We start from the raw sequence: 21,168 nt of genomic DNA on the forward strand, positions 1-21,168 counted from the left end.
CGCCCCCTCACCTGGTTACTTCACCGCGCTGCCCGCTTTCCATTCCTTCCAGCCCATGTTCCACCCGCCGAGGCCGTTGTCCGGGGCGACGGTCTTGTCCTTGCTGTTGACCACTTCGATGACGTCCCCGACGAGGCTGCGGTCGAAGAACCAGCCCGCCGGGGTGTCCGAACTGCCGCCCTTGACGTCCATGAGCCCCACGCAGCCGTGGCTGACGTTGACCTGGCCGGGGGCGTCCGGCGCCCAGTAGTTGCCGTGCAGGAAGGTGCCGGAGTCGGTGAGCTTCATGGCGTGCGGGACGTCGGGGATGTCGTACTCGGCGCCGAGACCGACCGTTTGGCTGTTCATGCGGGTGACCTCCAGCATGTCCATCACCACCATCTTCCCGTTGTACGTCGGGTGCTTGGGCGCGCCCGCCGTGATGGGGACGGTGGCGAGGAGGTGTCCGTCGCGCCGCACGTCCATGGTGTGCCGGGCCGCGTCGACCACGGAGGTCTGGCTGCGGCCGACGGTGAAGGAGAACGTCTTGTCCTGCAGGCCGTAGATCCCGGGGGCGCCCTGGACGTCCCGCAGGTCCAGGTCGACGGTCACCTCGGTGCCGGGCTTCCAGTAGCGCTCCGGGCGGAAGTCCAGGCGGCCCTTGCCGAACCAGTGCGGGCGGATCTCGACCGGGGGCCGCGCGCTGACCCGGACCGCGCGCTGGACGGCGGCACGGTCGGTGATCTCCTGGCTGAAGGAGAGCGAGACGATCATGCCGGTGCCGACGGTGGCGCGGTTCTCGGGGCTGACGTAGGCGATGAACCGCCGGTCGGGGACGTAGGTGGTGAAGGTGGTGTGCCGGGCCGAGCGGCGGCCGTGGGAGTCCAGCGCGACCGCGTCGACGGTGTACCGGGCGGCCAGCGCCAGCCGGTCCTCGTCGGGACGCCAGGTCAGCCCGTCCTCGCTGATGCGCCCCGGGACCGGTGTCTCCTGCGCGTCCTGCGACTTGATCACGGTCACCTTCTCCAGGCGCCCGCCGGGCACCCGTACCTGTAGCCGGTCGCCCGGACGTACGGCCTTGCTGCCGTCGTCGGGGGTCACTCGGATGACGTCCTCGGGGGCCGGGGGCTTGCCCAGCGCCCCGCCCATGCCCAGGGGGCCCGAGCCGTCCATGGAGCAGCCCGCGAGCAGCCCCGCCCATGTCAGTACGGCGGCCAGCGCGGCCCCCGCGCGCCGTGCGCGTCCAGTTACGTGCCTCACGCGAGACCCAACGACCGGGCCCGCTCCGGGGAAACGTGAGTGCGAGCCACGCGCTGGGCAGAACAGAGGGAAGGACGACACGTTGGGGGTCCCCCCGCAGGGGACCCCCGGCCCGCGTCGGAGCCGTCGGGGCGCGGTCGGACCGGGTGGCCGGGGTGCCGAGAGCGCCCCCGGCCGCCCGGCGCGACCGGTCGCGCCCCTCGGGCGAGCCACTGGGAAGAGGGGCGGCAGTGACGAGCGCAGCCGAGCAGCGGGCACCGGCCGGGGGGCCGGCCACGGGCAGCGGGCAACCGGCGGCGGTGAACGGCGCCCGGCGGGCCGTACCGCCCGTCCCGGCGGTGTGGCCGGGTGCGCCCACCCCGCTGGGGGCCCGGTTCCGGGCCGGCCCGGACGGGGTGGCGGGCACCAACTTCGCGCTGTGGGCGGCCGGTGCGGAGGCGGTCCGGGTGTGCCTCTTCGACGAGGGCGGCCGGGAGACGCAGATCCCGCTGACCGAACTGACGCACGAGATCTGGCACGGCTTCGTGCCCGGTGTGATGCCGGGCCAGCGCTACGGCTACCGGGTGGACGGCCGCTGGGACCCGTGGACCGGCGCCCGCTGGAACCCGGCGAAGCTGCTGCTCGACCCGTACGCGCGCGCGGTGGACGGCGAGTTCGGCCTGCCGCCGGAGGTGTACGGGCACGTGCGGGACTGGCCGGACCAGTCGGTCGCCGACACCGTGCGCGACGAGCGGGACTCGGCGCCGTACGTCCCGAAGGGGGTCGTCGTCCACGATGACGACGACTGGTCCGACGACCGGCGCCCCAAGACGCCGTGGGCCGACTCGGTGATCTACGAGCTGCACGTGCGGGGCTTCACCAAGCTGCACCCCGGCGTCCCCGAGGAGCTGCGCGGCACCTACGCGGGCCTGGCACACCCGGCCGCGATCGACCACCTGGTGAAGCTGGGCGTCACGGCCGTCGAGCTGCTGCCGGTGCACCAGTTCGCGCACGAGGACCACCTGCTGCGCCGGGGCCTGAGGAACTACTGGGGCTACAACTCCATCGGCTACTTCGCCCCGCACGCGGCCTACGCGGCCTCCGGCACGACCGGACAGCAGGTCGGCGAGTTCAAGCGGATGGTGCGCGCGCTGCACGCGGCCGGCATCGAGGTCATCCTGGACGTGGTCTACAACCACACCGCGGAGGCCGGCGAGCTGGGCCCCACGCTGTCCCTGAAGGGCATCGACAACCGCGGCTACTACCGGCTCCAGGACGACGCCCGCCGGTACGCCGACTACACCGGCTGCGGCAACACCCTGCACGTGGTCCGCCCCCAGGTGCTGCGCCTGATCACCGACTCGCTGCGCTACTGGGTGACGGAGATGGGCGTGGACGGCTTCCGCTTCGACCTGGCGGCGGCGCTGGCCCGCTCGATGCACGACGTCGACATGCTCTCCCCGTTCCTGGCGGTCATCGCCCAGGACCCGGTGCTGCGCCGGGTGAAGCTGATCGCCGAGCCGTGGGACATCGGCTCCGGCGGCTACCAGGTGGGCGCCTTCCCGCCCCTGTGGACCGAGTGGAACGACCGCTACCGCAACGCGGTCCGGGACTTCTGGCGGCACGCCCTGCCCGACGTGCGCGAGATGGGTTACCGCCTCTCCGGCTCCAGCGACCTGTACGCCTGGGGCGGCCGGCGCCCCTACGCCTCCGTCAACTTCGTCACCGCGCACGACGGTTTCACCCTGCGCGACCTGGTGTCGTACGAGACCAAGCGCAACGAGGCCAACGGCGAGAACAACCGGGACGGCACGGACGACAACCGTTCCTGGAACTGCGGCGCCGAGGGCGAGACCGACGACGCGGGCGTACGGGCCCTGCGCCGCAGGCAGCTGCGGAACCTGCTGACGACCCTGCTGCTGTCCACCGGTGTGCCCATGCTGGTCGCCGGCGACGAACTGGGCCGCACCCAGCGCGGCAACAACAACGCCTACTGCCAGGACAACGAGATCAGCTGGCTGGACTGGTCGCTGCTGGAGCAGCCCGGCTGGCGGGCGCTGTTCGACCTGACCGCGCGGCTGATCGCGCTGCGCCACCGGCATCCGGTGCTGCGCCGGCGGGCCTTCTTCTCCGGCCGCGCCCAGACCGCGGACGGGCTGCGCGACCTGGCCTGGTTCACCGCGCGGGGCGCGGAGATGACCGAGGGCGACTGGTACGCGCCCGCCGCCACGCTCGGCATGTACCTGTCCGGCCGGGACATCCCGGGCCGCGACGAGCGGGGCGCTCCGGTGGTGGACGACAGCTTCCTCGCCGTGCTGCACGCGGGCGAGAGCCCGACCGGCTTCGTACTGCCCGGCCCGCCGTGGGCGCAGCGGTACGAGGTGGTCGTGGACACCTCGGCGGAGGAGCAGGACCGGGCGCCGGGTACGGTCCACCGGGCGGGGGCGGAGATCACCGTCCCGGCGCGGGCGGTGCTGCTGCTGAGAGTGGCCTGAACCTGTGTGAGAGCCGCGTGTGACGCGAGTCACGGCTTCCGAGTGCAACGCCCTTGGGTCGCAGCACCTTTTCTCTGGTGTCGGCCGCCATTTGGCGCACCGGTCCATTTGGCGCGCCGACAGAGATGAAAGACGCAGTTTCAATCATTGGGATTTCAATCAACTGCCTTTCGGTCAACTGTTCCGCCGTGATTGTCATCTGATAACTTCTCAGCTCTCAATCACTCGGCGAGTCGACGCCGAGTTCATTCATGGAGTGATGCCTGCTATGAACAAGCTCGCGCGCGTCTCGATCGTGGCAAGTGCCATGTCGGCCGCATTGTCCATGTTCGCGGGAATGGCGCCGTCGGCATCGGCGGCGTCCGGCCCCCGGCTCATGAACGACAACAACTACTGCCTGGGCAGCCAGGGCGGAGCCAATAGGACGAACGCCCTGCAGTGGTACTGCAACAGCAACCCCGATCAGTCCTGGCACTTCAACAAGATGGGGAGCGATTCCCACGGCACCTACTACCGGGTGACCAACGACAATGGCCAGTGTCTGGGCATCAATGGCGTCTCCAAGGCGTCCGGCGCGACCGCCACGGTGTGGGATTGCAATGGAAACAAGGACCAGCTGTGGTACTGGCAGAAGGGTTCCAGTGCGGGCTGGTACCAGATGATCAACAGGAATTCGCAGATGTGCCTGGGCACAAAGGGCTCCGCCGTTGGAGCCAAGGCGATTCAGTGGCCGTGCAACGGAAACCCCGATCAGCGATGGGGCCAGTTGGACCACTGAGGGTGGTGGTCCCCGGCCGGGGCTATGACGACGGCGCAGTGGCCGGCCCCAGAAACCCCGCGACGGCCGCCGTGAACCGGTCGGCGTCGTCGAGCCACGGGTAGTGCCAGGCGACGGGCTGGACGACGAGCCGGCGTCCGGGAAGAGGGCCGCGAACTCGGCCGCGGTGCCGGGAGGGGCTGCCGGGGCGGCCTCGCCGGCCAGGAGGACGACGGGCCGCGGGAACCGGGCGAGCCCGGCGCGGCTGGCCGCCGGGGCGAAGGCTCCTTCGGCGCCGAAGGCAGCGACGATCTCCGGGTCCGTCCGCCCGTCCTGGGTCGCCTGGCAGGCCCTGGCCGCCGCGTCCCAGCGGCCGTGGGAGAACGGTGCGACGGCCTGCCGGCGGTCGGTGGTGGCCTCCCCGCCACGATCGCCTCCAAGGCCGCGAACGCCTCCGGGAACCACGGCTCCTCCCGGCGCAGCCGCGCGGTCCGGAGCCGGAGGTCACCGGTGATCGTGAGGCCGACGGCCCGGACGCTCGGCGTGATCGGCGCGAGCCTGCCGACGCTGTCCGGGTGGCGGCTCGCACAGAGCACGGCCGGATTCGCGGCACGGCCGGATTCGCGCCGGCGCAGTGCGCGAGCAGGTCCGCCCGGTCCGGGCCCAGGTGTGCGCGCAGGGCCTGCACGTCGTCGACAAGCCGGTCGCAAGGGCAGGAGGCGGTGCCCCGCGGTGTCACGGAGCGGCCGATGCCCCGCAGATCCAGCCTGACCACCTGCCGGTGCGTGGACAGCCCGCCGAGGTCGGCGAGGTAGGCGGAATCCGTCGGGCCCCCGGGCAGACAGACCACCGGAGGGCCGTTCCCAGCCACGTGGTAGGCGAGCCGGGTCCCGTCGTACGCCGAGAAGGTGGGCACGGCCGGGCACCCTGCCAGCCGCGTACCGACGAGGGCGACCGGGTTTCGGCAGACTTCCGTACCCCGCACGTCAGGCCAGGCTGTCCCGCCACGCCCTGTGCAGGTCGGCGAACCGGCCCGTGCCGCCGATGAGTTCGTCCGGGTGGCCGTCCTCGACGATCCGGCCGTGTTCCATCACCAGCACCCGGTCCGCGATCTCCACGGTGGAGAGCCGGTGCGCGATCACCACGGCGGTACGGCCCCGCAGCACCGTCGCCATCGCCCGCTGCACCGCCCGCTCCCCCGGGATGTCCAGCGAACTGGTCGCCTCGTCGAGGATCAGCACGGCCGGGTCGGCGAGCAAGGCGCGGGCGAAGGCGACCAGTTGGCGCTGCCCGGCGGAGATCCGGCCGCCGCGCTTGCGGACGTCGGTGTCGTAGCCGTCGGGCAGGGCGCTGATGAACTCGTGCGCGCCGATCGCCTTCGCGGCCCGCTCGATCTCCTCCCGGGTGGCCTCGGGCCGGCCGATGGCGATGTTGTCGGCGACCGTGCCGGAGAACAGGAACGCCTCCTGCGTCACCATGACCACCCCGCGCCGCAGTTCGGGCATCGGCAGCTCGCGCAGATCCACGCCGTCCAGCAGCACGCGCCCGGCGGAGGGGTCGTAGAACCGGGCGAGCAGCTTGGCCAGGGTCGACTTGCCCGCGCCGGTGGAGCCGACGACCGCGACCGTCTGCCCGGCGGGCAGGGTCAGGTCGAAGCGGGGCAGCACCTCACCGCCGGTGCGGTAGCCGAACCGGACCCCGTCGAAGACGACCTCGCGCCCCGGGAACTCGCTCTTCAGCGGCGGCAGTTCGCGGGGGTGCTCGGGTTCCGGCACGGACGGCGTCTGCGCCAGCAGCCCGGCGATCTTCTCCAGGGAGGCGGCGGCCGACTGGTAGGAGTTCAGGAACATGCCGAGCCGGTCGATGGGGTCGTACAGCCGGCGCAGGTACAGCACGGCCGCCGCCAGCACACCCAGCTCCAGCGAGCCGGACGCCACCCGGTAGGCACCCCAGAGCACGATCCCGGCGACCGCGGTGTTGGCCACCAGCCGGGAGCCGACCACATAGCGCGCCATCTCCAGCAGCGAGTCGCCGTTCGTGCGCTCGTGCCGCGCGTTCAGCACGGCGAACTCGGCGTCGTTCGCGGCCTCGCGGCGGAAGGCGCGCACCGGCCGGATGCCGTTCATCGTCTCCACGAACTTCACGATCACCGCCGCGATGGCCGTGGACCGCGCCCCGTACACCCGCGCCGCGCGCCGCCGGTAGAGCCGGACGAGCAGGTACAGCGGCAGGAAGGACGCCACCGCGACCGCGCCGAGGCCGAGGTCGAGCCAGAGCAGCATCGCCGAGATGTAGACGAAGGACAGGATGACGGTCACCAGCTCCTGGAGCCCCTCGTCGAGGAGTTCGCGCAGCGACTCGACGTCCGTGGTGGAGCGGGAGATCAGCCGGCCCGAGGTGTACCGCTCGTGGAAGTCGACGCTCAGCGCCTGCGCGTGCCGGAAGATCCGCCCGCGCAGGTCCAGCAGCACGTCCTGGCTGACCCGGGCGGAGGTCTCGATGAACGCGAACTGGAGCGCACCGGAGGCGAGGGCGCACAGCAGATAGCCGGCGGCGACCGCGAACAGCGGTCCGTTCCGGTCGTCCCGGAACGCGGGTACGGCGGTGTCGATGGCGTACGCCACCAGCAGCGGGCCCGCCTGCACCGCCGCCTGCTGGAGCAGCAGCAGGAGCGTGGTGAGCGTGACCCGGGCCTTCAGGGGCGCGAGCAGCGAGCGCAGCAGTGCGGCCGTGGCGCCGGGCGGGCTGGGCAGGACGTCCCGGTCGAACTGGTCGCCGGGGCCGCTCGGGTCGCCCGGGTCCCGGGGACGGGCCGGCCCGTCGGTGTCGTCGTCGCTGACGGCGGGGGTGGAGGGGGTCGTGGTGGTCAACGGGAGTCCTCCTGTTCCCCGGATGCCGAGGCGGACATCAGACGGGCGTACTCGGCGTTCTCACGCAGCAGTTCCTGGTGGGTGCCGACCGCGGCGATGCGGCCGCCCGAGAGCAGGGCGACGCGGTCGGCGAGCAGCACCGTGGACGGGCGGTGGGCCACGATCAGCGCGGTGGTGTCGGCGAGCACCTGGCGCAGCGCGGCCTCGACGGCGGCCTCCGTGTGCACGTCCAGGGCGGACAGCGGGTCGTCCAGCACCAGGAACTCGGGCCGGCCGACCACCGCCCGGGCCAGCGCGAGGCGCTGCCGCTGGCCGCCGGACAGGCTGAGGCCCTGCTCGCCGACGCGGGTGTCGGTGCCCTGCGGCAGGGCGTGCGCGAAGTCGGCCTGGGCGATGGCGAGGGCCCGGTCGAGTTCCGCCTTCCCCGCGGCCCGCGGGGCGCCCATGAGCACGTTCTCACCGACACTGGCGGAGAACAGCGTGGGTTCCTCGAAGGCCACGGCGACCCTGCCGCGCAATTCCTCGCGGGACATGGTGGCGATGTCCACGCCGTTGAGCGTGATCCGCCCGGAGGTCACCTCGTGCAGCCGGGGGACGAGCGCGGTGAGCGTGGTCTTCCCGCTGCCGGTGGCCCCGACGAGGGCCATGGACTCGCCGGGGCGGACGTGCAGGTCGACGGCGGTGAGCAGGGGCGGGGAGCCGGGGGGCGCGTCGGGGTAACGGAACGACACGTTCTCGAACCGGAGTCCCGGCGCGGCGGCACCCGGCGCGTGCGGGCGGGCGTCCCCGCCCCCGGCCGCATCCGGTTGCTCCTCCGGCACCTCGTCCATCACCTCGAAGTACCGCTCCGTGGCGGTCGCCGCCTCCTGACTCATCGCCAGCAGGAACCCGATCGAGTCGACGGGCCACCGAAGGGCGAGCGCCGTGCTCAGGAAGGCCACCAGCGTCCCGGCGGACAGCTCGCCGTCGGCCACCCGCAGGACCCCCAGCACCAGGGCCGCCCCGATCGCCACCTCCGGCAGTGTCACGATGACGCCCCAGATCGTGGCCAGCAGCCGCGCCTTGCGCAGCTCCGTCCCCCGGAGCCGGCCGGAGAGTTCGCGGAAGGCGCGCGCCTGGCTGCGGTGGCGGCCGAAGCCCTTGATGACGCGGATGCCGAGCACGCTCTCCTCGATCACCGTCGTCAGGTCGCCGATCTGGTCCTGGGCGCGTCGCGCCACCTGCGCGTACCGCCGTTCGAAGACCACGCACGTCCACATCACGGGGACGGCGGGGCCGAGGATGACCAGTCCCAGCACCCAGTCCTGGAGCAGCATGATGACCAGGCCGACGAGGATGGTGACTCCGTTGACGAGGAGGAACGTCAGCGGGAAGGCGAGGAACATGCGCAGCAGCATCAGGTCGGTGGTGCCGCGCGAGAGGAGCTGGCCGGACGCCCAGCGGTCGTGGAAGGCCACCGGCAGCCGTTGCAGGTGCCGGTACAGGCCGGCCCGCATCTCCGCCTCGACGTGCGACAGCGGCCGGGCCACGAGCCAGCGCCGTATGCCGAACAGGACCGCCTCGGCGATACCGAGCAGGAGCAGGTACAGCGCGCCGAGCCATACGCCCGCCGGGTCGCGGTCGGCGACCGGCCCGTCGACCATCCACTTCAGGACCAGTGGGATCACCAGCCCCGTACAGGAGGCGACGACCGCGACGAACGCGGCGGTGAACAGCCGGGCGCGCACGGGACGGACGTACGGCCACAGCCTGAGCAGGGTCCGTACGGCGGAACGGTCGGTGGTTTCACGTGTGCTGGCCATCAACCGCGAGCGTACGGACCACCACTGACAACGCCCACCGAGTTTTGGCCGGAGTCCCGCGCGGACAGGCTCGTTGAGTGGACCGGGGGGATGGATGATCGACGCGTACGAGGATCCGGGCACGCCCGACACCCGCGGCGGCTGGTGGTTCCTGTGGTGGCTGGTGCGGTGCCAGCGGGGGCGTTCGGCGGCCGGGGCGCTGCTCGGCAGTACCTGGATGGTGCTGCTGGCCGCACAGCCGTATCTGATAGCGCGGGCCGTGGACGACGGGCTGCTGCCGGGGCGGCTCGGGGTGCTCGCCGGGTGGACCGGGGCGATGTTCGTCGTGGGGGCGCTGAACGCCTGGGTGAGCATCCTGCGGCACCGGGTGATGACGCGGGTCCGGATGGACGCCAACTTCCGCACGGTCAAGGTGGTCGTGGGGCATGTGGTGCGGCTGGGGGCCGCGCTGCCGCGCCGGGCCGGGGCCGGTGAGGTCGTCACCGTCGGGGTCGGTGACGTGCAGACCGTGGCGCAGGCGCTGACGGTGGTGGGGCCGGGGGTCGGCTCGCTCGTGGTCTACGGGGTGGTGGCCGGGCTGCTGCTGGCGATCTCCGCGCCGCTGGCCGCGGTGGTGCTGCTCGGGGTGCCGGTGATCGCGCTGCTCACCGGGCCGCCGGCGCTGCGGCTGCAGAGGGCGGAGAACGAGTACCGCGAGCTCCAGGGGGTGCTCACCGCGCGCATCGGCGACCTCGCGGGCGGTCTGCGCGTGCTCAACGGGCTGGGCGGCAAGGGGCTGGTCGCGGACGCGTTCCGGAACGACTCCCGGCGGTTGCGGGCGCAGGGGTACCGGGTGGGCGCGGTGGCCAGCTGGGTGCAGGCGCTCGGGGTGGGCCTGCCGACCCTGTTCCTCGCGGTCGTGACCTGGCCGGCGGCCCGGCTCACCGCCGAGGGCTCCATGTCAGTGGGCGAGTTGGTCTCGGTCTACGGCTATGTGGCGGTGCTCATCGGACCGGTCGCCTTCTTCGTCCGGATGGCCTACGACCTCAACCGGGGCGTGGTGGCCGCGCGCCGGGCGGTACGGCTGCTGCGGCTGGAACCGGAACCGGACACCGGCACCCTGCCCGCGCCCAGCGGACCGGCCGAGCTGCACGACCCGGCGTCCGGGGTGCGGGTGGTGCCGGGCCGGCTGACCGCGCTGGCCGCCGCCCGGCCCGCCGAGGCCGCCGCCGTGGTCGACCGGCTCGGCCGGTACGGGCCCACCGACGCCACCTGGGGCGGGGTACGGCTCGACGCGGTCCCGCTGACGGACGTACGCCGGCGCGTGCTGGTCGCGGACAACGAGGCGCACCTGTTCGCCGGGCCGCTCCGGGAGGTGCTGGCCGCCGCGCACCCGGCCGACGAGGCGGCGCTGCGCCGGGCGGTGCACGCGGCGGCGGCCGAGGACGTGGTCCGGGGCCTGCCGGACGGCCTGGACTCGGCGGTGGCCGGGCAGGGGCGCAGCCTCTCCGGCGGACAGCGGCAACGGGTGCGCCTCGCCCGGGCCCTGCTGGCCGACCCCGAGGTGCTGCTCGCCGTGGAACCGACCTCGGCCCTGGACGCGCACACCGAGGCGACGGTCGCCGACCGGCTCCGGGCGGCACGGGAGGGTCGCACCACGCTGGTGACGACGACGTCCCCGCTGGTCCTGGCCCGGGCGGACACGGTGGTGTTCCTGGCCGACGGCAAGGTCGCGGCGACCGGCCCGCACCCGTGCCTGCTGGCGCGGGAACCGGCGTACCGGGCGCTGGTCGCACGGGACGGCGGGACGGTGGACATGACGGAGACGACGGATGTGACGGACGCGACCGACATGACGGGCGCGACGACCCCACCCGCGAAGGAGCCCCGCAAATGAACGCGCTGGCCGCCGCGGCGGGGCTGGCCGGCCCCTGGCTGGTGGGCCGGATCGTCGACGAGGTGCGCGCCGGGCACGGGGCCGGCGCGGTGGACCGGCTGGCGTCCTGGATCGTGGTGTGCGCGCTGGCGCAGATCCTGCTGGCCCGCTGGGCGCGGTACGTCGGGCACCGGTTCGGGGAGCGCACGCTGGCCCGGGTCCGCGAGGAGTACGTCGACCGGGTGCTCGCGCTGCCCGCATCCGTGGTCGAGCGGGCCGGTACCGGCGATCTGACCGCGCGGGGCACGGCGGATGTGGCGACCGTCGGCACGACCCTGCGGGACGTCGGCCCGGAGTTGCTGGTCGACGCCGTGCAGGCGCTCTTCGTGCTGGGCGCGGTGTTCGCGCTCGACCCCCTGCTGGGGGCGTTCGGCCTGCTCGGTCTCACCCCGATCCGGCTGGCGCTGCGCTGGTACCTGCGGCGCGCCCGGGACGGCTATCTCGCCGAGGGCGCGGCGACCTCGCAGGTCGCGGAGACCCTCGCGGCGACGGCGGCCGGCGCGCGGACGGTGGAGGCGTTCCGGCTGCGGGAGCGGCGGATCGCGGCGAGCCGGGACGCACTGGAGGAGTCCCGCCGCACCCGCCTGTACACCCTGCGCCTGCGCTCGGTGTTCTTCCCGGCGGTCGAGGTGACGTACACCGTCCCCGTGGTCGGTGTGCTGCTGCTCGGCGGCTGGCTGCACGCCCGGGGGTCGGTCGGGGTGGGCGCGGTGGTGGCGGCGGCGCTGTACCTGCGGCAGTTCACCGAGCCGCTGGACCAGATCCTGATGCGGGTGGAGCAACTGCAGAGCAGCGGGGCCTCGTTCGCGCGCGTGGAGGGGCTGGCGCAGGCGCCCCGGGGTGAGGGCGAGGGCGCGTCCGCGGTGCCGGCGGACGACCGGATCGAGGTGCGCGGGGTGCGGTACGCGTATGAGCGCGGCGGCGAGGTGCTGGGCGGGGTGGAACTGATTGTGCGGCCCGGGGAGCGGCTCGCCGTGGTGGGGCCGTCCGGCGCCGGGAAGACGACGCTGAGCCGGCTGCTCGCGGGGGTCGACCGGCCCGGTTCCGGCACGGTGACGGTGGGCGGGGTGCCGGTGGGCGGGCTGGCACCGGAGCTGCTGCGCCGGCAGGTGGTGCTGGTCACCCAGGAGCACCACGTCTTCCTGGGCAGTGTGCGGGACAACCTCCGCATCGCCGAACCCGCCGCCGAGGACGCCGCCTTGTGGTCGGCGCTCGCGGCCGTGGGCGCCGACGAGTGGGTGCGGGCCCTGCCGGACGGGCTCGACACCCGGCTGGGCGAGGGCGGCCGGCCGACGGACGGTTCGCAGGCCCAGCAACTCGCTCTCGCGCGCGTGGTCCTGGCCGATCCGCACACGCTGATCCTCGACGAGGCGACGGCCCTGCTGGATCCGGCCACCGCGCGGCACACCGAGCGCGCCCTCGCCGCGGTGCTTGAGGGCCGTACGGTCATCGCCATCGCCCACCGCCTGCACACGGCCCACGACGCGGACCGGGTGGCGGTCATGGAGGGCGGCCGGGTGACCGAACTGGGGACGCACGAGGAGCTGGTGGCGGCGGGCGGTGCGTACGCGGCGCTGTGGCGGACATGGCACGGACAGCAGCCCGGGCGGTGACCCGCGACCGCCCCGGACGGTGTCCCGCCGACCAACGATCCGCATATCGAACATGAACATCCGGTCAACGAACCATTTCCGGCCAAGTTGGTGACGCGGTCCTGACAAGTGGTGAGATCCCCTGCCACTCTTCCCAGGCCGACTCACAGCAACCCCACAGTTTCCGCGCCTCTGTGTGAGCCGGCTCCGCACCTGCACGTGGCTTTCGCGTAACGCCTTGTTCTGCCCGGACGCCCCAACCCACCGTCCGGTCTCCCCGGCCGCGCGACCCGCGGTCACGCAGAAGGAGTCAGTGTGAGAAGCAATTCCTCTCGCGGACGCACCTCCCACACCCCGCACCGCCCCACCGCGCACCGCCGCGCCGCCACCGTGGCCCTCGCCGGCGTCGCCGCCCTGATCGCCGCCGCCGTCCAGTCCGGCGCGGCCACCGCCGCCCCGGCGGCGCCGCGGGCCGGCAAGGCCGGCCCGGCCCACGCGGCGGTCGGGCTCACGCCCGCGCAGCGCGCGGAGCTGATACGCCACGCCGACGCCGGCACGACCGCCACCGCCCGGCAGATCGGCCTGGGCACCCAGGAGAAGCTGGTCGTCAAGGACGTCGTCAAGGACGCCGACGGCACGCTGCACACCCGCTACGAGCGCACGTACGGGGGTCTGCCGGTGCTCGGCGGCGACCTGGTGGTGACCACCGCCAGGTCGGGCAAGACCATGGAGGTCATCCGGGCCACCAACGCCACGCTGAAGGTCGCCGGACTCACCCCCGCCGTGTCGAAGGCCGCGGCCGAGAAGCAGGCCGTCCAGCGGGCGAAGGCGCTCGGCGGGACCAAGTCGGCCGCGGACAGCGTCCGCAAGGTGATCTGGGCGGCGAGCGGCAAGCCCGTGCTGGCGTACGAGACGGTCGTCGGCGGCCTCCAGGACGACGGCACCCCGAACCAGCTCCACGTCGTCACCGACGCGGCCACCGGCAGCAAGCTCTTCGAGTACCAGGGCGTCAAGAACGGCGTCGGCAACACCCAGTACAGCGGGCAGGTCACGCTGACCACGACCCAGTCGGGCTCGACGTACACGCTCACCGACGGGGCGCGCGGGGGCCACAAGACGTACAACCTGAACCGAGGCACCTCCGGCACCGGCACCCTGTTCTCGCAGACCAGCGACACCTGGGGCAACGGGACCACGTCGAACGCGGCCACCGCGGGCGCGGACGCCCACTACGGGGCGGCGGTCACCTGGGACTTCTACAAGAGCGTGTTCGGCCGCAGCGGCATCAGGAACGACGGCGTCGGCGCCTACTCCCGCGTGCACTACGGGAACTCCTACGTGAACGCGTTCTGGGACGACAGCTGCTTCTGCATGACGTACGGCGACGGCTCCGGCAACGCCAAGCCGCTGACCGCGATCGACGTCGCCGGCCACGAGATGAGCCACGGCGTCACCTCCAACACCGCGGACCTCAACTACAGCGGTGAGTCCGGCGGCCTGAACGAGGCCACCAGCGACATCATGGGCACCGGCGTGGAGTTCTACGCCAACAACAGCTCCGACGTCGGCGACTACCTCATCGGCGAGAAGATCGACATCAACGGCAACGGCACCCCGCTGCGCTACATGGACAAGCCCAGCAAGGACGGCGCGTCCAAGGACAGCTGGTACTCGGGCATCGGCGGCGTCGACGTGCACTACTCGTCCGGCCCCGCGAACCACTTCTTCTACCTGCTCAGCGAGGGCAGCGGCGCCAAGGTGATCAACGGCGTCAGCTACAACTCGCCGACGGCCGACGGGCTTCCGGTCACCGGCATCGGCCGGGACAAGGCGCTGCAGATCTGGTACCGGGCACTGACCACCAAGTGGACGTCGACGACCAACTACGCGGGCGCCCGCACCGGCACGCTCGCGGCGGCCGGCGAGCTGTACGGCACCACCAGCGCCGAGTACAAGGCGGTGCAGGACGCCTGGGCGGGCGTCGGGGTCGGTGCGCGCTCCGGTGGCGGGGGCGGTGGCGGTACGTCGTACGAGAGCACCACGCCGGTGTCGGTGCCGGACAACGGTCCCGCCGTCACGTCGTCCATCACCGTCTCCGGCCGCAGCGGGAACGCGCCGAGCAACCTCCAGGTGAGCGTCGACATCACCCACACCTGGCGCGGTGACCTGGTGATCGACCTCATCGGCCCGTCGGGCACCGCCTACCGGCTGAAGAACTTCAGCTCCTCGGACTCGGCGGACGACGTGAACGAGACCTACACGGTCAACGCCTCGGCCGAACCGGCCAACGGCACATGGAAGTTGCGGGTGCAGGATCAGGCCACCTACGACACCGGAACGCTCAACGGCTGGAAGCTGACCTTCCCGTAAACCGCACGCCAAGGACCCGGGATCACGGGGCTGTCCGAGGGTCGAGCACCCTCGGACAGCACCCGGTTCACACGCCCGAAACGTTTCTCGGACAGTTGACTTTCGGCCAACATCACGTCAGGGGCCTGACATGTACGCGCCCTTGATGTCACTCTCTCTCCACCCGCCGCAGCAGCACAGCAACTTCACAACGCCACATACTCCGGCCAGTAACCCCACGCTGCCCGGACTCCCCCACGAGAAGGAGCTTCTGTGAGCCCCCTCTACGCGCGTCACAAGCGCACCACTCTGGCCATCGCCACCGCTGTCGCCGCCGGAGCCCTGCTCGCCACCGGTGTCACCACCAGTGCCACCGCCCAGCCCACGGCCGAGCCGCTCGCCGCCGCCCCGACCGCGCTGTCCGCCGCTGCGCGCACCACCCTGATCCAGCAGGCCCAGGCCGACGCGGCCGGCACCGCCCGGCAGATAGGCCTCGGCGCCCAGGAGAAGCTGATCGTCAAGGACGTCGTCAAGGACGCCGACGGCACCGTCCACACCCGCTACGAGCGCACCTACGCGGGCCTGCCGGTGCTCGGCGGCGACCTGATCGTCCACACGGCCAAGTCCGGCAAGACCCAGGGCGTCACCAAGGCCGCCAAGTCGGCCATCAAGGTGGCCTCGCTCAAGCCGCAGATCACCGCCGCCAAGGCCGAGAAGCAGGCGGTGTCCGCCGCCAGGACGCTGGGCTCCGCCAAGACCACCGCGGACGGCGCCCGCAAGGTGATCTGGGCCGGCTCCGGCAAGCCCGTCCTCGCCTACGAGACCGTCGTCGGCGGCCTCCAGGACGACGGCACCCCGAACCAGCTCCACGTCATCACCGACGCGGCCACCGGCAAGAAGCTCTACGAATACCAGGGCATCGAGAACGCGACCGGCAAGACGCTGTACTCCGGCACGGTCACCCTCAACTCCGTGCAGTCGGGCTCGACGTACCAGCTCACCGACAGCGCGCGGGGCAACCACAAGACCTACAACCTGGCCCGCAAGACGTCCGGCACCGGCACCCTGGTGGCCAGCTCCACCAACGTCTTCGGCACCGGTACCGCCTCCACCTCGTCCTCCGACCAGACGGCGGCCGCCGACGCCGCCTACGGCGCGGCCGAGACCTGGGACTTCTACAAGAGCACCTTCGGCCGCAACGGCATCAAGAACAACGGGGTCGGCGCCTACTCCCGCGTGCACTACGGCAACTCCTACGTGAACGCGTTCTGGGACGACAGCTGCTTCTGCATGACCTACGGCGACGGCTCCGGCAACGCCGACCCGCTGACCTCGCTGGACGTGGCCGGCCACGAGATGAGCCACGGCGTCACCTCGAACACCGCGGGCCTGAACTACTCGGGCGAGTCCGGCGGCCTGAACGAGGCCACCTCCGACATCTTCGGCACCGGCGTGGAGTTCTTCGCGAACAACGCGTCCGACCCCGGTGACTACCTCATCGGCGAGAAGATCGACATCAACGGCGACGGCACCCCGCTGCGCTACATGGACAAGCCCAGCAAGGACGGCGGCTCGGCCGACTACTGGTCCTCGTCCGTCGGCAGCAAGGACGTGCACTACTCGTCCGGCGTCGCGAACCACTTCTTCTACCTCCTGTCGGAGGGCAGCGGTTCGAAGACGATCAACGGCGTGACCTACAACTCGCCGACCTACAACGGCGCCGCGGTCACCGGCATCGGCCGCGCCAAGGCGCTGCAGATCTGGTACAAGGCGCTGACCACGTACATGACGTCGACGACCAACTACAAGGCCGCCCGCACGGCGACCCTGAACGCGGCGTCCGCGCTGTACGGCTCCACCAGCGCCGAGTACAAGGCGGTCGCGGCGGCCTGGACGGCGGTCAACGTCAGCTAGTCCGCGCCGGCTCGTGAGGGGGCGGCACCCGGGAAGCGGTTCTTCCGGGTGCCGCCCTACCCTTGTGACCCATGTCCTCGGCGCCCTTCACCTACGAGCCGGTCGGCGCGACCCGCGAAGATCTCACCTTCTGCCCGCCCGGCTTCCACCCCATGCTGGTCCGCACCCGCCTCGGCGAGGGCCAGGAGGTGTTCCAGCGAGCCGCCGAGGCGGTCCTGACCTGGGAGATGCACCGCGCGCTGGGCGTCGGCATCGACGCCGGCGCCGACCGCGCCGCCCCCGGCACCGACGTCACCGTCACCCTGGCCGGCGTCATCAAGGCCCCCTGCCGCATCATATGGACGGCCGAGGAACACCGCCGGGCCGGCTGGGCCTACGGCACCCTCGAAGGCCACCCCGAGTGCGGCGAGGAGGCCTTCGTGGTCGACCGCACCGGCGACGGCACCGTCTGGCTGACGGTGGCGGCCTTCAGCAAGGCCGCCAAGTGGTACGCCCGCGCGGGCGGCCCGGCGACCCGGGGATTGCAGCAGGCGTACGCACGGCGATGCGGGTCGGTACTGAAGAGGCTGTGCGGGAACCTGCCCGAGGTATGACCGCACCACCGCCCACCGCTGCCGGACCACTGGGTCGGCCCCGCCCCTCACGTCACCGCAACACCATCCCCGCCCCCTCCACCACCTCCTCGGACGGCACCGTCACGAGGCCCAGTTCCGCGGCGGAGGAGAGGAGGGGGTGGGTGGGGAGGATGCGGACCGTGTAGCCGTAGGGGCCGGTGCGGTCCAGGGAGAGGGGGCCCTCGTAGAGGAGGCGGCCCTCCAGGTCGGGGGCGCCGGCCGGCTTCAGGGGGACCACCGTGGCGTCCGCGATGCGGTCCTCCTCGTCCACCCGCCCGGACACCGCCTGCACCTCCACGTCGTCCGGGCCCAGTTCACCGAGGCCGACCCGGACCCGCAGGCCCACGGTGCCGCCCAGTTCCGCCGTGGCCGTCGTCGCCGTCGTCTCGACGTGGTCGACGCTCACCCCCGGCCACGCGGCCCGCACCCGCGCCTTCCACTCGGCGAGGTCCCGGGCCGTGTCCGGGGTCAGCGCGCGGTGTGCCCGCGCGGCGGGGGCGTAGAGCCGGTCCACGTACTCCCGGACCATGCGGCCGGCCAGCACCTTCGGGCCGAGCAGGGAGAGGGTCTGGCGGACCATCTCGATCCAGCGGTCGGGCAGACCGGCGCGCCCGCGCTCGTAGAAGCGGGGGGTGATCCGCTGCTCCAGCAGGTCGTACAGGGCCGCCGCCTCGATGTCGTCCCGCCGGTCGGGGTCGGTGCCGGCGCCGTCCGCGGTGGGGATCGCCCAGCCGAAGTCCGGCTGGAACCACTCGTCCCACCAGCCGTCCAGGACGGAGAGGTTGAGGCAGCCGTTCAGCGCCGCCTTCATGCCGGAGGTGCCGCAGGCCTCCAGGGGGCGCAGCGGGTTGTTCAGCCAGATGTCACAGCCGGGGTAGAGCTTCTGCGCCATCGCCATGCCGTAGTCGGGCAGGAAGACGATCCGGTGGCGGACCCGCGGGTCGTCGGCGAAGCGGACCAGCTCCTGCACCAGGCGTTTGCCGCCGTCGTCCGCCGGGTGCGCCTTGCCCGCGACCACGATCTGGACCGGCCGCTCCGGGTGCAGCAGCAGCTCCATCAGGCGGTCGCGGTCACGCAGCATCAGCGTCAGGCGTTTGTACGACGGGACGCGGCGCGCGAAACCGATCGTCAGGACGTCCGGGTCGAGCACCCCGTCGATCCAGCCCAACTCCGCGTTCCCCGCCCCACGTTGCCGCCAGGACGCCCGCAGCCGCTCCCGTACCTCCAGCACCAGCTGCTCACGCAGGGTGCGGCGCAGCTCCCAGACCTCCTGGTCGGGGATGTCCGCCACCGCGTCCCAGCGCTCGGAGCGGCCGACGCTCAGCGCGTCCTCGGCCCGCTGGACGCCGATCTGCCGGACGCCGAGCCGCAGCACCTCCGGCGCCACCCAGGTCGGCGCGTGCACCCCGTTGGTCACGGAGGTGATGGGCACCTCCTCGGCGTCGAATCCCGGCCACAGTCCGGCGAACATGTTCCGGCTGACCTGCCCGTGCAGCAGCGACACCCCGTTGGCCCGCTGGGCCAGCCGCAGCCCCATCACCGCCATGTTGAACAGGTTCGGCTCGCCGCCCGGGTAGGTCTCCATGCCCAGCGCCAGGACGCGCTGCACGTCGATGCCGGGCAGTTCGGCGTCCGGGCCGAAGTGCCGGCCCACCAGCTCCCGGTCGAAGCGGTCGATGCCGGCGGGGACCGGGGTGTGCGTGGTGAACACCGTCCCGCCCCGCACGGCCTCCAGCGCCGAGTCGAAGTCCAGGCCGTCCGCGCACAGTTCGGCGATCCGCTCCAGGCCGAGGAAGCCCGCGTGCCCCTCGTTGGTGTGGAACACCTCCGGCTCCGGGTGCCCGGTGAGCCGGCAGTACGTCCGTACGGCCCGCACACCTCCTATGCCGAGCAGCATCTCCTGGAGCAGCCGGTGCTCGCTGCCGCCGCCGTAGAGCCGGTCGGTCACCCCGCGTTCGCCGAGCTCGTTCTCCTCCACGTCCGAGTCGAGCAGCAGCAGCGGCACCCGGCCCACCTGGGCGAGCCAGATCCGGGCGCGCAGTGCCTTGCCGCCTGGCAGTGCGAGGGAGACCTGCGCCGGGGTGCCGTCGGCCTCCTTGAGCTGGGTGAGGGGCAGTTCGTTCGGGTCGAGCACCGGGTAGTGCTCCTGCTGCCAGCCGTCCCGGGAGAGGGTCTGCCGGAAGTACCCGTGCCGGTACAGCAGCCCCACCCCGATCAGCGGCACCCCGAGGTCGCTGGCCGCCTTCAGGTGGTCGCCGGCGAGGATGCCGAGGCCGCCGGAGTACTGCGGGAGCGCGGCCGTGATGCCGAACTCGGGCGAGAAGTAGGCGACGGCGGCGGGCAGGCCGGCGGCCTGTTCCTGGTACCAGCGGTCACCGGTGAGGTAGTCATCGAGATCGTCGGCGGCGGCGGTGAGGCGGCGCAGGAACCGACGGTCCCCGGCCAGCTCGGCCAGCCTGGCGGGCCGTACGCTGCCCAGCAGCCGCACCGGGTCTCCGCCGGCCCCGGCCCAGCCCTCGGGCCAGACGGACTGGAACAGGTCGCGCGTTTCGGCGTGCCAGGACCAGCGCAGGTTGCGCGCCAAGTCGCTCAGGGGCCGCAGGGGGTCGGGGAGTACGGGACGGACGGTGAACCGACGGATCGCCTTCACATGCCACCTCGACGCGTCGCGGGATGAGACGCACGGCGTTGTACGTCTCGTCGTCGTCTTCGACGGTAGTGGTTACCGCGCGGTCGGTGGGGACGTACCCGCCGGGGGTGTCGGGGGGGCGTCAAGACCCGGTCACCGGGCACTCGGAAGACGGGGCCGGTCTTGTGGGTGGACGTACGCGTGAGTAGTTAACACAGTGCCGGATTGCCCACCCGAACCGGGTGGGAAGGCTCCTCCGGTACGCACCCCACAGCAGCACCACAGCACCTCCGCAGGACCCACCTCCCCATATCCATCCGCCCATACCCTGTTGAAGCGGACAGGAGCGGTCATGCCCGCCACGCACCACTCGTCAGCACCCCCGACAAGCAGCAAGGCCAAGGCAGCAGGAAAGAAGACGACGGGCAGGAAAGGCACGGCGCCGGCCGGCGCCGCCAGTCCGTCCGCCGCCGGGGAACGGTCCTCCCCGGATTCGGCCACGACCGTGGGCCGTATCCCCGTCCTCGACGTACGTCCCGTGGTCCAGCGCGGCCGCCGGCCCGCCAAGGCCGTGACCGGGGAGTCGTTCGAGGTGTCGGCCACCGTGTTCCGGGAGGGCCACGACGCCGTCGCGGCGAACGTGGTGCTGCGGGACCCGGCGGGCCGGCCCGGCCCCTGGACGCCGATGCGGGAACTCGCGCCGGGCACCGACCGCTGGGGCGCCACCGTCGTCGCGGGCGAACCCGGCCACTGGACCTACACGGTGGAGGCCTGGTCGGACCCGCTCGCCACCTGGCGGCACCACGCCCGGATCAAGATCCCGGCGGGCATCGACACCGAGCTGGTCCTGACCGAGGGCGCGCAGCTGTACGAGCGTGCGGCCGACGGGGTCCCGGAGGACCGGCGGCAGGTCGTCCTGGACGCGGTGGCCGCCCTGCGGGACGAGAACCGCCCGGCGCCCTGGCGGCTGGCGGCGGCCCTGGCCCCGGAGGTGGAGTCGGTCCTCGGCCGCC

The 21,168-nt window shown here is 72.5% G+C and carries 12 protein-coding genes and 1 pseudogene; 8 read left to right on the forward strand and 5 right to left on the reverse strand.

Annotation, left to right across the window (positions count from 1 at the left end; translation table 11 throughout):
* Positions 1-15: 15 nt before the first annotated feature.
* Positions 16-1,239, reverse strand: coding sequence for an Ig-like domain-containing protein (locus tag C3492_RS09590; protein WP_181140284.1), 1,224 nt, complete (start codon positions 1,237-1,239; stop codon positions 16-18).
* 230 nt (positions 1,240-1,469) lie between these two features.
* On the opposite strand from C3492_RS09590, the gene glgX reads away from it, so the two are divergent.
* Both glgX and C3492_RS09600 read left to right on the forward strand, forming a co-directional pair.
* Positions 1,470-3,713, forward strand: a complete 2,244-nt coding sequence (gene glgX, locus C3492_RS09595) for a glycogen debranching protein GlgX (RefSeq protein ID WP_181140285.1) — start codon at positions 1,470-1,472, stop codon at positions 3,711-3,713.
* Between the two features lie 268 nt (positions 3,714-3,981).
* A complete protein-coding gene (locus tag C3492_RS09600) occupies positions 3,982-4,491 on the forward strand; it encodes an RICIN domain-containing protein (protein WP_181140286.1) in 510 nt (169 codons plus the stop codon).
* A 22-nt stretch (positions 4,492-4,513) separates the two neighbouring features.
* Here the strand turns inward: C3492_RS09600 and C3492_RS09605 are convergent.
* The 3 genes and pseudogenes from C3492_RS09605 to C3492_RS09615 all read right to left on the reverse strand — a co-directional run bounded on the left by C3492_RS09605 (position 4,514) and on the right by C3492_RS09615 (position 9,142).
* Positions 4,514-5,386: pseudogene (locus tag C3492_RS09605) on the reverse strand (alpha/beta fold hydrolase).
* Between the two features lie 70 nt (positions 5,387-5,456).
* A complete protein-coding gene (locus tag C3492_RS09610) occupies positions 5,457-7,340 on the reverse strand; it encodes an ABC transporter ATP-binding protein (RefSeq protein ID WP_103811303.1) in 1,884 nt (627 codons plus the stop codon).
* Positions 7,337-9,142 (reverse strand): ABC transporter ATP-binding protein, encoded by a 1,806-nt coding sequence (locus tag C3492_RS09615; RefSeq protein ID WP_103811304.1) that lies wholly within the window; start codon positions 9,140-9,142, stop codon positions 7,337-7,339. The genes C3492_RS09610 and C3492_RS09615 overlap by 4 nt, the downstream gene beginning before the upstream one ends.
* A gap of 94 nt (positions 9,143-9,236) precedes the next feature.
* Here C3492_RS09615 and C3492_RS09620 point away from each other — a divergent pair, with 94 nt between their 5' ends.
* The 5 genes from C3492_RS09620 to C3492_RS09645 all read left to right on the forward strand — a co-directional run bounded on the left by C3492_RS09620 (position 9,237) and on the right by C3492_RS09645 (position 17,505).
* Positions 9,237-11,018 carry an ABC transporter ATP-binding protein gene (locus C3492_RS09620; RefSeq protein WP_258055576.1) on the forward strand — a complete coding sequence of 594 codons (1,782 nt, stop codon included), beginning with the start codon at positions 9,237-9,239 and terminating at the stop codon, positions 11,016-11,018.
* Positions 11,015-12,670 carry an ABC transporter ATP-binding protein gene (locus C3492_RS09625; RefSeq protein WP_258055577.1) on the forward strand — a complete coding sequence of 552 codons (1,656 nt, stop codon included), beginning with the start codon at positions 11,015-11,017 and terminating at the stop codon, positions 12,668-12,670. Before C3492_RS09620 ends, C3492_RS09625 begins: the two co-directional genes overlap by 4 nt.
* Before the next feature lie 294 nt (positions 12,671-12,964).
* The gene (locus C3492_RS09635) at positions 12,965-15,019 is read left to right on the forward strand and encodes a M4 family metallopeptidase (RefSeq protein WP_103811305.1); all 2,055 of its coding nucleotides are present in this window, start codon (positions 12,965-12,967) and stop codon (positions 15,017-15,019) included.
* A 252-nt stretch (positions 15,020-15,271) separates the two neighbouring features.
* Positions 15,272-16,912 (forward strand): M4 family metallopeptidase, encoded by a 1,641-nt coding sequence (locus C3492_RS09640; protein WP_103811306.1) that lies wholly within the window; start codon positions 15,272-15,274, stop codon positions 16,910-16,912.
* A 71-nt stretch (positions 16,913-16,983) separates the two neighbouring features.
* Positions 16,984-17,505, forward strand: a complete 522-nt coding sequence (locus C3492_RS09645) for a DUF1990 domain-containing protein (RefSeq protein ID WP_103811307.1) — start codon at positions 16,984-16,986, stop codon at positions 17,503-17,505.
* A gap of 52 nt (positions 17,506-17,557) precedes the next feature.
* Here C3492_RS09645 and C3492_RS09650 read toward each other — a convergent pair whose 3' ends face one another.
* A complete protein-coding gene (locus tag C3492_RS09650; RefSeq protein ID WP_103811308.1) occupies positions 17,558-20,176 on the reverse strand; it encodes a glycosyltransferase family 1 protein in 2,619 nt (872 codons plus the stop codon).
* A 331-nt stretch (positions 20,177-20,507) separates the two neighbouring features.
* On the opposite strand from C3492_RS09650, the gene C3492_RS09655 reads away from it, so the two are divergent.
* The coding region (locus tag C3492_RS09655) for a maltotransferase domain-containing protein (RefSeq protein WP_146075662.1) at positions 20,508-21,168 on the forward strand (661 nt) is incomplete at its 3' end.

The sequence above is a fragment of the Streptomyces sp. Ru62 genome (assembly GCF_002920615.1).
Classification (GTDB): domain Bacteria; phylum Actinomycetota; class Actinomycetes; order Streptomycetales; family Streptomycetaceae; genus Streptomyces.